Raw genomic sequence first — 11,110 nt, 5'->3', positions numbered from 1 at the left:
CGGACTAGCGGCAGGTATTGATTCCCAATCCGTCATTTCTTTTCAGGAGATTAAACCAACCATGCCGGAATATCAACTAATATTTTCAAGACTGCGAAGATGGATGTTTTTGTTATTATCTATTTATGTACTCGGCTGGGGGTTCACGTCTTATCAACCCGTCTTTCTGGGATTGGTTTTTGGGACGAGTTTGAGCCTTTTTAATTTGTGGTTAATGGTCCGAAAGATGGACAAGTTTGGCGAGTCGATTCAACAGGGGAAAAAGGTGCGCTCACTCGGATCTTTTTCAAGGTTTGCGACGGCGGCGCTGGCCGTTATGGTTACGATGATGTATCCAGACCAGCTTCACCTCATTAGTGTGGTTATAGGGTTAATGACATCCTATATTGTCATTATGATAGATTTTTTTATTCACAGCATTAAAAATACATAAAAAAAGCGGGGAAGCGAGGTGAATATTGTTGGAACACAAAGCTCCAATAGTAACATATTTTGGACTTAATTTTAATCTGGCTGACATGTTAATGATTACCGTGGCAAGTGCAGTTGTCTTTTTAATTGCCGTCTTATCTACGCGTAAGCTGGCAATGAAGCCGACCGGCGTCCAGAATTTCATGGAATGGGTCATGGATTTTGTTAAGAACATCATTAACAGTACGATGGATTGGAAAACCGGCGGGCGATTTCATGTGCTTGGAATTACCATGATGATGTATATCTTTGTCGCTAATATGCTGGGACTGCCATTTTCAATCGTCATCAATGATACACTTTGGTGGAAATCGCCGACTGCCGATCCAGGAATAACGCTGACACTAGCGGTATTGGTGGTAGGATTATCCCATTTTTATGGAGTTAAAATGAGAGGGACAGCTGCCTACGGGAAAGAATTCTTTAAACCGTTTTGGTTCATGTTCCCAATCAAGATTATTGAAGAGTTTGCGAATACGCTGACTCTCGGTCTCCGTCTTTACGGAAACATTTACGCGGGTGAGATTTTACTAGGATTACTCGCAGGTGGTCTTGCACAATCCGGAAATTGGGGTTGGGCTGCCGCAGCTGTACCAATGCTGGCGTGGCAGGGCTTCTCAGTCTTTGTCGGTGCCATTCAAGCATTTATTTTCACCATGTTAACGATGGTTTACTTGTCTCACAAGGTGAGTACCGACCATTAATATAACTGTTCAAATTTTTTGAACAAAAAAATAAAATTATTTATACATTTTAAGGAGGAAAATTACAAATGGGTCTTATAGCAGCAGCAATTGCAATCGGTTTAGCAGCACTAGGTGCCGGTATCGGTAACGGTCTTATCGTATCTAAAACAGTTGAAGGTATCGCTCGTCAACCAGAAGCTCGCGGTATGCTTCAAACAACAATGTTCATCGGGGTTGCGTTAGTTGAGGCGATTCCTATCATCGCGGTTGTTATCGCGTTCATGGTTCAAGGTGCAAAATAATCTAGAGTAACTCCGAGACCAATGGCGAAGATCATCAGAGAACCTTCGCCATTCGTTTATATCTGTAATCATCAGGTTAATATTACAAACCCTGATAAAAGTTTTTCAAAAAATGACGATTGAAAATGATGGTTTTTTGTATATATAAAGGAACAACTCTTGAAGGGAGTGAACCCGAGGTGTTTACAAGCAGTCTAGTATTAGGTGCAGCAGCACATACCGGAGTGAATTGGGGTACGATTCTTTTCCAATTAGCGATTTTTATCATCTTGATGTTATTGCTGAAGAAGTTCGCATGGGGACCTTTGATGGGCATCATGAAAGAACGTGAAGAGCATGTCGCAAATGAAATCACATCAGCTGAAAAGAGCCGTAAAGAAGCTGCCGCTTTAGTAGAAGAACAAAGAAATATGTTAAAAGAAGCCCGCAGTGACGCTCAAAGTTTAATTGAAGCAGCGAAAAAGCAAGGCGATCTTCAGCGTGAAGAAATTATCGCCGCTTCCCGCGGAGAAGCTGAGCGCATTAAAGAAGCCGCTAAGTTAGAGATTGAACAGCAAAAAGAAAAAGCAGTTGCCGCGATTCGCGAACAAGTTGCATCGTTGTCTGTCTTAATTGCATCTAAAGTAATTGAGAAAGAATTGAGCGCAGCGGATCAAGACAAACTTATTAACGAATATATCCAAGAGGCAGGAGAAAAACGATGAGTAACTCCATGGTAGCAAAGCGCTACGCGTTGGCTCTTTTCCAAATTGCGAAAGAGACTCAAGCTCTTGGAGTAATAGAAGAAGACCTTCGTGCAGTGAAGGAAGTTGTCGGGTATCATCCTGAATTTAAAGCCGTATTAAAATCTTCGAAGCTTTCAGTTGATAAGAAAAAGGAGATTTTAGCGAATGCTTTCGCATCGGTAAATGTATATGTACTTAATACACTGTTAATCTTAATTGACCGTCATCGCGAGGATGAAATCGCTGATGTGGCCAATGAGTTTATTGAGCTGGCGAACGAAGCAATGGGCATTGCTGAAGCCGAAGTGCACAGTTACCGTGCCTTAACAGAGGCGGAGCGTGCGGCCTTATCTTCAGTTTTTGCCGCAAAAATCGGTAAGAAATCGCTAAAAATTGAGAATATCGTAGATTCCAGCTTGCTTGGCGGTCTCCGCCTTCGGATTGGAAATCGTATATATGACGGCTCATTGAGCGGTAAGCTCAGCCGTTTAGAACGTAAATTGTTAAGTTAAGATTTGAAAGATTAGGGGTGAAACTCATGAGCATCAAAGCTGAAGAAATCAGTGCCCTGATAAAAAAGCAGATTGAAAACTATCAGGCAGAAATTCAAGTGACGGATGTCGGTACAGTTATCTCCGTAGGTGACGGTATCGCACGTGTTCATGGCCTCGACAATGTCATGGCTGGAGAACTTGTTGAATTTTCGAACGGCGTTATGGGTATGGCACAAAACCTGGAAGAAAATAACGTCGGTATTATCATCCTTGGACCTTTCACGGAAATCCGTGAAGGCGACGAAGTACGCCGTACAGGCCGCATCATGGAGGTTCCAGTTGGTGAGGGACTAATCGGCCGTGTAGTTAACTCATTAGGACAACCAATCGATGGAATGGGTCCAATTAACACAACAAAAACTCGCCCAGTAGAAGCGGTTGCTTCTGGCGTTATGGCTCGTAAATCCGTTCATGAGCCATTGCAAACGGGTATTAAAGCGATTGACGCGCTCGTTCCAATCGGACGCGGTCAACGTGAATTAATTATCGGTGACCGTCAAACAGGTAAAACATCTGTTGCCATCGATACAATCATCAACCAAAAAGATCAAGACATGATTTGTATCTATGTCGCCATCGGACAAAAAGAATCAACTGTACGTGGTGCTGTTGAAACACTTCGTAAGAGCGGTGCATTAGACTATTCGATCGTTGTATCTGCATCGGCTTCACAGCCGGCTCCAATGCTATTCCTAGCTCCATATGCGGGTGTTGCGATGGCGGAAGAGTTTATGTACGCAGGCAAGCACGTATTAATTGTATACGATGATCTTTCTAAACAAGCGGCTGCATACCGTGAGCTTTCCTTGCTGCTTCGTCGTCCTCCAGGTCGTGAAGCCTATCCAGGGGATGTATTCTACTTGCACTCACGCTTACTTGAGCGTGCCGCAAAATTAAACGACACACTTGGTGCTGGTTCGATCACGGCATTGCCATTTATTGAAACACAAGCAGGTGACGTTTCTGCTTATATCCCAACAAACGTTATCTCCATCACTGATGGACAAATTTTCTTACAATCAGACCTATTCTTCTCCGGTGTACGTCCAGCGATCAACGCAGGTCTTTCCGTATCCCGTGTAGGGGGATCGGCGCAAATCAAAGCGATGAGGAAGGTTGCCGGTACACTCCGTCTTGACCTTGCTTCTTACCGTGAGCTAGAAGCATTTGCGCAGTTCGGTTCTGACCTTGATAAAGCAACACAAGCAAAGCTTGCCCGCGGAGCGCGTACAGTAGAGGTGCTAAAGCAGGACCTTCACAAACCGCTTCCCGTTGCGAAGCAAGTAGCGATTCTATATGCCTTAACACGCGGCTTCCTTGATGACATTCCATTAGAGGATATCCGTCGTTTTGAATCTGAATTCCATAACTGGTTAGACCACAACCGCAAAGAGTTGTTAGACCATATTGCAACCACGAAGGAACTTCCTTCTGATGACGATATGGCTTCTGCAATCAACGACTTCAAAAAGACGTTTGCAGTTTCCGAATAATAGGGTCTGACATTTAGTAAGGTCTGGTGTCAGGCACCATGTGAATTTTTCACATGGTGCCGCAGCCAGGCCAGACATTCTTTGAATGAGGGTGGTGAGAACCTAATGGCATCATTACGCGATATAAAAAATAGTATTAATTCTACGAAAAAAATGAGTCAGATTACCAAAGCAATGGAAATGACCTCAGCCGCGAAATGGAACCGCGGTGTAATGAATGCAAAGGCATTCGTTCCATATATGGAAAAAATCCAGGAAGTGACGGCGTCGATTGCGATTGGCTCAGGTGGTGTGAATCACCCAATGCTAACGTCTCGTCCTGTTAAGAAAACCGGTTATATTGTCATGACTTCGGACCGTGGTCTTGCTGGTGCGTTTAACAGTAACGTGATTCGCCGTGTCCATCAAACAATTCAAAGCCGTCATAAGTCGAATGATGAGTTTGCTATCATTGCCATCGGCCGAGTGGCACGTGACTTTTTTGTGAAGCGGGGCATGAATGTGATCCTTGAAATCGTCGGGGTTTCAGACCAGCCTAACTTTGAAAGCATTAAAGACATTACGAGCGCGACGGTCGGTATGTTTACAGACGAAACATTTGATGAACTATATATTTATTACAACCATTATCACAGTGCGATTTCGCAGGAAGTGACCGAGAAGAAGCTCCTGCCGCTGTCCGATTTATCTAGTTCGCATAAGCTCATAAGCTACGAATTTGAGCCGTCCGCAGAAGAAATTTTAGAAGTTCTCCTGCCGCAATATGCGGAAAGCTTGATTTATGGAGCGTTATTAGATAGTAAAGCCAGCGAGCATGCCGCTCGGATGACTGCGATGAGAAATGCAACCGATAATGCCAAAGAAATGATCAAATCTTATTCTCTAATCTACAACCGTGCCCGCCAGGCAGCGATTACCCAAGAAATCGCCGAAATCGTCGGCGGTGCGGCAGCACTAGAATAGAAAAGCGCAAGCGCTAGATAAGAATGATTTTAATGTGGTGCCTGACACCATTCATATTCAATAAACGGGGTCGAAGGCTGTGCTGCCTTTGATTCTGCTATGTTTTATAAAAAAATTAGAAGAGCCCCGAGGCTTGGATTTGTTTGAAAGAGTAAGTTAGGAGGGAAAACGATGAACAAAGGACGCGTTCTTCAGATTATGGGTCCGGTGGTTGACGTTAAGTTTGACGGCGGCAATCTGCCTGCAATCTATAATGCATTAAAAGTTGTCAGTAAAGCGCATAATCAATCAGAAGTTGATATCAACTTAACTCTTGAAGTAGCCCTTCATTTAGGTGATGACACGGTTCGTACGATTGCGATGTCGACAACTGATGGGTTAACTCGTGGTGTGGAAGTTGAAGATACTGGTAAGCCTATTTCTGTTCCGGTTGGGGATGCAACGCTTGGCCGTGTATTTAACGTTTTAGGTGAAGCGATTGACTTGAAAGAGGATGTACCGGTAAGTGCACGCCGTGATTCGATTCACCGCGAAGCACCAACGTTTGAAGAGCTTTCTACTGAGGTAGAAATTCTTGAAACTGGTATTAAGGTAGTAGACTTGCTTGCCCCATATATTAAGGGTGGTAAGATTGGTTTATTCGGTGGTGCCGGTGTTGGTAAAACCGTTTTAATCCAGGAATTAATTAATAACATTGCTCAAGAGCATAGCGGTATTTCTGTTTTCGCTGGTGTTGGTGAACGTACCCGTGAAGGTAATGACCTTTACCATGAAATGACAGACTCTGGCGTTATTAAGCAAACAGCGATGGTATTCGGACAAATGAATGAGCCGCCTGGTGCACGTATGCGTGTGGCATTGACTGGTTTGACAATGGCTGAATATTTCCGTGATGAGCAAGGACAAGACGTGTTATTGTTCATTGATAATATCTTCCGTTTCACACAAGCAGGTTCTGAGGTTTCTGCCCTTCTTGGCCGTATGCCATCTGCGGTAGGTTACCAGCCAACGCTTGCTACAGAAATGGGTAAATTGGAAGAGCGGATTACGTCTACAAATAAAGGTTCTGTTACTTCGATCCAAGCGATTTACGTTCCAGCCGATGACTATACGGATCCGGCTCCGGCAACAACTTTCGCTCACTTAGATGCAACAACAAACCTTGAACGTAAACTTTCTGAAATGGGTATCTACCCTGCGGTGGATCCATTGGCATCGACTTCTCGTGCTTTGTCACCGGATATCGTTGGCGAGGAACACTATGAGGTTGCACGTCAAGTACAATCTACGTTACAAAAATATCGTGAGTTACAGGATATCATTGCCATTCTTGGTATGGATGAACTTTCTGATGATGATAAGCTAGTTGTGCTCCGCGCACGTCGTATCCAAAACTTCTTATCGCAAAATTTCCACGTGGCTGAACAGTTCACTGGTCAGAAGGGATCTTATGTGCCTGTAAAAGAAACGGTTAAAGGTTTCAAAGAAATCCTTGACGGCAAATATGACCACCTTCCGGAAGATGCATTCCGACTTGTTGGCCGTATTGAAGAAGTGGTTGAGGCCGGAAAACGCATGGGTGTAGAAGCCTAAGTACGCCAGGAGGGTAAAAAATGAAGACGATTAAAGTCAGTGTTGTTACTCCCGATGGCCCGGTGTATGAGTCAGATGTAGAAATGGTGAGTACGAAGGCTCAAAGTGGTGAGCTCGGTATTTTACCTGGACACATTCCGATGGTTGCGCCGCTTCAAATTGGTGCTGTCCGTCTTAAAAAAGAGGGCAATATGGAATTTATCGCGGTCAGCGGCGGATTTTTAGAGGTTCGTCCTGATCAGGTGACGATTCTTGCGCAATCAGCGGAAACAGCTTCTGAAATTGATGTAGAACGTGCCTTAAGAGCGAAGGAACGTGCAGAGCAGCGGATGCGCGATCAGAAGGCCGAGCATATCGACTTCCGCCGTGCTGAGCTGGCATTGCAGCGCGCCATCAATCGCCTCGCCGTATCGGAAAGACGAATGTTATAGTTTTTTTAAAAAATTAACCCCCTTAATCAAGACATTTATTGTCCTGATTGAAGGGGGTTTTTGTCTTGTGTGGGTTTTTAGCAAATTCATGATACTTAAGTTAGATGAGCCAGGCATGATGCCTGGCTATTTGAGTAGGTTTGAGGGTTGAATTTAGGAAGTGGAGAGTAAAAGGGGAGAAGCGGACAGTAAATGGCCGGAAGTGGAGAGTAAATGAGGAAAAGTGGACAGTAAACTCTCAGAACCGGACAGTAAAATGTCTAAAGTGGAGAGTAAATGAAAAAGGTTCTTCGAAAAAGGTCATTTAGTTGGGTTCCCGAAAAGTAGGGGGGAATTGTCCTTCGTGAGCGAGCCGAAGGACAAATCGAGTGAAAAGTAAGGGGGAATTGTCCTTCGAGAGGGTGCCGAAGGACAAATTGAGAGAAAAGTAAGGGGGAATTGTCCTTCGAGAGGGTGCCGAAGGACAAATTGAGAGAAAAGTAAAGGGGAGTTGTCCTTCGAGAGGGTGCCGAAGGACAAATTGAGAGAAAAGTGAGGGGGAGTTGTCCTTCGAGAGGGTGCCGAAGGACAAATTGAGAGAAAAGTAAAGGGGAATTGTCCTTCGAGAGAGTGCCGAAGAACAAATCGAGAGAAAAGTAAGGGGGAATTGTCCTTCGTGAGCGTGCCGAAGAACAAATTGAGAGAAAAGTAAGGGGGAATTGTCCCTCGAGAGAGTGCCGAAGAACAAATCGAGAGAAAAGTAAAGGGGAATTGTCCTTCGTGAGCGTGCCAGTCTTGCGACTGGCTTTTTGGGTGTTTGAGGGTGGAATTTAGGAAGTGGAGAGTAAATACCCTGAACCGGACAGTAAACTGTCAAAAGTGGTGAGTAAATGAAAAAGGTCCTTCAAAAAAGGTCATTTAAATGATTTTAAGAGAAGAAGTACGCGAAAAAAAGAGTCTAACATTAGGGGATGGTGGGAAAGTTAGCCTGAGCCAGTCTTGCGACTGGATATTTGGCATTTTAGAGGTAATCTAGTATTGCGTATGGTAAGGATGTACTGGATTTTGTAAATATCGAATGAATTGTCCACTTAAGAATATGATGGTAGGGGGAACATGGTGAAGGTAATGTAGTGAGGAATATTAATTAACTAAAAAAAGTGTAATAGATGGTTAACAGTTAATGACAAACCTCACTGACAATGGTCGTTTTTTGGTATTAAATAAGAGTTGTTGTCGAATTTTTTGAGCATTTTTTGGGTTCTTGCGAACCCTTTTCAATGCACGTCATCTTCCGCTTACGCTCCAGATCACGTGCGCTAAGACCTTCCTCCTTTGACCAGTTTGTCAATTCGCTTTTGCGTCATCTCTGAAGTGTATTCAAGAAGTATTTCTGCGAGATCACGCAAACGCTCAGGGGGTGGGGACCCATGTCGACGGACCAGTTTGGGTGTGAAATTGGAATTATATCGCCATGTGCTGACGCACATTGCGCCTCCGCTGTCGCTGCGGCTTGCAAAATTCCCGATTTAAAGGCTCTTTTGAGAGCGAGCTCTCAAGTGCCTTTAAATCGGGAATTTCGCGGCGATAGAATTCCAATTTTGTGAAGATGGCTTGTCGACATGGGTTTGTAAGAATGCTATAATGTATTCGGTTGCAATTTTGTGTTTGTTTAAATTATTTCAACATTGGAGGGGATGGGCATGGAACTTTTAAATGTATATCAGAATAATTATCTGATAGTTTTTGCGTTCTTATGTCTGGGGGTACTGCTGCCGGTGGTGGCATTATATTTAGGTAAGCTTTTGCGTCCGCATGTTCCGAGTGATGCGAAGTATACCACATATGAGAGCGGTATTGAGCCATTTCACGATTCCCGTGTACAGTTCAATGTCCGCTATTATATTTTTGCCCTGATGTTTGTTATTTTTGATGTGGAAACGGTATTTTTATATCCATGGGCTGTGGCCTATGATAAGCTGGGGATTTTTGCATTGGTTGAAATGTTGATTTTCGTTGCCATGCTTTTAATCGGCTTAATCTATGCTTGGAAAAAGAAGGTGCTACGATGGATCTAAAATTAGACAACATTTCACCTCGAGAAATGGAAGAGTTACAGAGAAATGTATTTATGACTACGCTGGAGCAAATTAAGGCATGGGCGCGAAGCAGTTCGATCTACCCGATGACATTTGGTCTGGCTTGTTGTGCGATTGAAATGATGGGTGTTGGCGGGGCCAACTATGATTTGGACCGTTCTGGTTCGTTTTTCCGTACGTCACCACGCCAGTCGGATTGTATGATTGTGTCTGGAACGGTGACGAAGAAGATGGCACCGATTTTACGAAGATTGTATGACCAAATGCCTGAGCCAAAATGGGTGATTGCGATGGGTTCTTGTGCAACAGCTGGCGGGCCGTATGTAAAGTCATATTCTGTTGTTAAGGGAGTCGATCAAATCGTTCCTGTTGATGTATACATACCAGGATGCCCTCCAAACCCAGCCGCTTTAATTTATGGTATCAATAAGTTAAAGGAAAAGATTCGCTATGAAGCGAAGACTGGGAAGAAGGTGATCTAACCAATGAGTGGGGAAAAGGATCTCGAGCAGTTAAAGAAAGAGGCTGTTGCAAAAGCGAAAGCAGCAGCGGCAGCGAAACGGGCGGCCAAAGCAGCCGGCACGGCGGAACCGAAGAAGGAAACGGAACCGAAGCAGGAAGCAAAACCTGTTGAGTTGGTAAAGGCTGAAGAACCAGTGGCACCACCAGCTGAAGCAGCAGCGCCGGTCAACGATGCGGACGATCTCGCGAAGAAAAAAGCAACAGCGGTAGCGAAGGCGAAAGCAGCGGCAGCGGCGAAGCGAAAAGCGATGGGTGAAGCGCCGGCAGAGGAAACCGCAAGTGAAGCGACCTCAGGTGGAGACGCGGATGATCTCGCGAAGAAAAAAGCAGCAGCGGTAGCGAAGGCGAAAGCAGCGGCAGCGGCAAAGCGAAAAGCGATGGGTGAAGAGCCGGCAGAGGAGACCGCAAGCGAAGCGACCTCAGGTGGAGATGCAGATGACCTCGCGAAGAAAAAAGCAGCGGCGGTTGCAAAGGCGAAAGCAGCGGCAGCGGCGAAGCGAAAAGCGATGGGTGAAGCGCCGGCAGAGGAAACCGGAAGTGAAGCGGCCTCAGGTGGAGATGCAGATGACCTCGCAAAGAAAAAGGCAGCAGCGGTAGCGAAGGCGAAAGCTGCAGCAGCGGCGAAGGCCAAGGCGAAAGCAGCTGGAGCAGGAGACGCAGCAGCTGATGCTGCAGGCGGCGATGATGAGAAGGCGAAAGCGATTGCAGCTGCGAAAGCTAAGGCAAAGGCCGCTGCGGCAGCGAAAGCAAAAGCAGCAGCTGGAGGAAAAGCTGGCAGTATGGACGCTCCGGCGGCAGAAGCAAAGCCATCAGCCAACCAGCCATATTTAGATAAGTACGTCAAGGTAATTGAGGAAAATCTAGGATCTGATGTTTTAGAAGATTCTTATATTAATAAACTGTCTAAGGATGTTCCAACACTCGTGGCGAAGCGTGATACTTATTTTAAGATCGCTCAATTTTTAAAATATAATGAGCTCTTAGGGTTTGATTATTTATCAGAGCTTCATGGAACAGACTTCGAAACGTATATGGAAGTGTATGTTCACTTCTACTCATACAAAAATCGTCAATCAGTCGCGTTAAAAGTGAAGATTGACCGCGGGGAACCAGTACTTGAGTCGCTCGTGCCGCTTTGGGCTGGAGCGGAGTGGCCCGAATGTGAAGCGTATGATTTACTCGGGATAAAGTTTACCGGGCATCCGGACTTGCGCCGCATCTTCCTCGGCGAAGATTGGGTCGGCTATCCACTGCGAAAAGATTATGAGCCGTACGATGTGGAGGTGTAGAGA

The 11,110-nt window shown here is 45.1% G+C and carries 12 protein-coding genes; all 12 read left to right on the top strand.

Features of this window, described 5'->3' with window-relative positions; translation table 11 throughout:
• Positions 1–61: 61 nt before the first annotated feature.
• The 12 genes from ACFVSW_RS09060 to ACFVSW_RS09005 all read left to right on the top strand — a co-directional run bounded on the left by ACFVSW_RS09060 (position 62) and on the right by ACFVSW_RS09005 (position 11,107).
• Positions 62–433: an ATP synthase subunit I gene (locus ACFVSW_RS09060; protein WP_034723623.1), complete on the top strand. Its 372-nt coding sequence runs from the start codon at positions 62–64 to the stop codon at positions 431–433.
• A gap of 28 nt (positions 434–461) precedes the next feature.
• Positions 462–1,175, top strand: coding sequence for a F0F1 ATP synthase subunit A (gene atpB, locus ACFVSW_RS09055; RefSeq protein WP_387314865.1), 714 nt, complete (start codon positions 462–464; stop codon positions 1,173–1,175).
• Between the two features lie 68 nt (positions 1,176–1,243).
• Entirely contained in the window at positions 1,244–1,459 is a 216-nt protein-coding gene (atpE, locus tag ACFVSW_RS09050) for a F0F1 ATP synthase subunit C (RefSeq protein WP_387314862.1), read from the top strand.
• A 179-nt stretch (positions 1,460–1,638) separates the two neighbouring features.
• Entirely contained in the window at positions 1,639–2,163 is a 525-nt protein-coding gene (locus ACFVSW_RS09045) for a F0F1 ATP synthase subunit B (RefSeq protein ID WP_387314860.1), read from the top strand.
• A complete protein-coding gene (locus tag ACFVSW_RS09040) occupies positions 2,160–2,696 on the top strand; it encodes a F0F1 ATP synthase subunit delta (protein ID WP_387314858.1) in 537 nt (178 codons plus the stop codon). Before ACFVSW_RS09045 ends, ACFVSW_RS09040 begins: the two co-directional genes overlap by 4 nt.
• Positions 2,697–2,722: 26 nt before the next feature.
• On the top strand, positions 2,723–4,231 hold the full coding sequence (gene atpA / locus ACFVSW_RS09035) for a F0F1 ATP synthase subunit alpha (protein WP_387314856.1): 1,509 nt from the start codon (positions 2,723–2,725) through the stop codon (positions 4,229–4,231).
• Positions 4,232–4,336: 105 nt separating this feature from the next.
• Positions 4,337–5,194 (top strand): ATP synthase F1 subunit gamma, encoded by an 858-nt coding sequence (atpG, locus tag ACFVSW_RS09030; protein WP_387314853.1) that lies wholly within the window; start codon positions 4,337–4,339, stop codon positions 5,192–5,194.
• A gap of 171 nt (positions 5,195–5,365) precedes the next feature.
• A complete protein-coding gene (gene atpD, locus ACFVSW_RS09025; RefSeq protein WP_387314852.1) occupies positions 5,366–6,787 on the top strand; it encodes a F0F1 ATP synthase subunit beta in 1,422 nt (473 codons plus the stop codon).
• Between the two features lie 20 nt (positions 6,788–6,807).
• Positions 6,808–7,218: a F0F1 ATP synthase subunit epsilon gene (locus tag ACFVSW_RS09020; RefSeq protein ID WP_024027589.1), complete on the top strand. Its 411-nt coding sequence runs from the start codon at positions 6,808–6,810 to the stop codon at positions 7,216–7,218.
• A gap of 1,682 nt (positions 7,219–8,900) precedes the next feature.
• Positions 8,901–9,275 (top strand): NADH-quinone oxidoreductase subunit A, encoded by a 375-nt coding sequence (locus ACFVSW_RS09015; RefSeq protein ID WP_024029638.1) that lies wholly within the window; start codon positions 8,901–8,903, stop codon positions 9,273–9,275.
• The gene (locus ACFVSW_RS09010; RefSeq protein WP_024029639.1) at positions 9,266–9,778 is read left to right on the top strand and encodes a NuoB/complex I 20 kDa subunit family protein; all 513 of its coding nucleotides are present in this window, start codon (positions 9,266–9,268) and stop codon (positions 9,776–9,778) included. Before ACFVSW_RS09015 ends, ACFVSW_RS09010 begins: the two co-directional genes overlap by 10 nt.
• A 3-nt stretch (positions 9,779–9,781) precedes the next feature.
• Complete coding sequence (locus ACFVSW_RS09005; protein ID WP_387314848.1) at positions 9,782–11,107, top strand: NADH-quinone oxidoreductase subunit C; 1,326 nt, start codon at positions 9,782–9,784, stop codon at positions 11,105–11,107.
• The last annotated feature ends 3 nt before the right edge of the window (positions 11,108–11,110 follow it).

The organism is Neobacillus sp. NPDC058068, assembly GCF_042885335.1.
Classification (GTDB): domain Bacteria; phylum Bacillota; class Bacilli; order Bacillales; family Cytobacillaceae; genus Neobacillus.
Note: the sequence above shows the minus strand (reverse complement) of the source record. Positions and strands in the feature narration are given on the sequence as shown.

Coding starts and splice junctions, on each gene's coding strand:
- ACFVSW_RS09060 (WP_034723623.1), top strand. CDS start 62: ATGCCGGAATATCAACTAATATTTTCAAGACTGCGAAGATGGATGTTT.
- atpE (WP_387314862.1), top strand. CDS start 1,244: ATGGGTCTTATAGCAGCAGCAATTGCAATCGGTTTAGCAGCACTAGGT.
- ACFVSW_RS09040 (WP_387314858.1), top strand. CDS start 2,160: ATGAGTAACTCCATGGTAGCAAAGCGCTACGCGTTGGCTCTTTTCCAA.
- atpA (WP_387314856.1), top strand. CDS start 2,723: ATGAGCATCAAAGCTGAAGAAATCAGTGCCCTGATAAAAAAGCAGATT.
- atpG (WP_387314853.1), top strand. CDS start 4,337: ATGGCATCATTACGCGATATAAAAAATAGTATTAATTCTACGAAAAAA.
- atpD (WP_387314852.1), top strand. CDS start 5,366: ATGAACAAAGGACGCGTTCTTCAGATTATGGGTCCGGTGGTTGACGTT.
- ACFVSW_RS09020 (WP_024027589.1), top strand. CDS start 6,808: ATGAAGACGATTAAAGTCAGTGTTGTTACTCCCGATGGCCCGGTGTAT.
- ACFVSW_RS09015 (WP_024029638.1), top strand. CDS start 8,901: ATGGAACTTTTAAATGTATATCAGAATAATTATCTGATAGTTTTTGCG.
- ACFVSW_RS09010 (WP_024029639.1), top strand. CDS start 9,266: ATGGATCTAAAATTAGACAACATTTCACCTCGAGAAATGGAAGAGTTA.
- ACFVSW_RS09005 (WP_387314848.1), top strand. CDS start 9,782: ATGAGTGGGGAAAAGGATCTCGAGCAGTTAAAGAAAGAGGCTGTTGCA.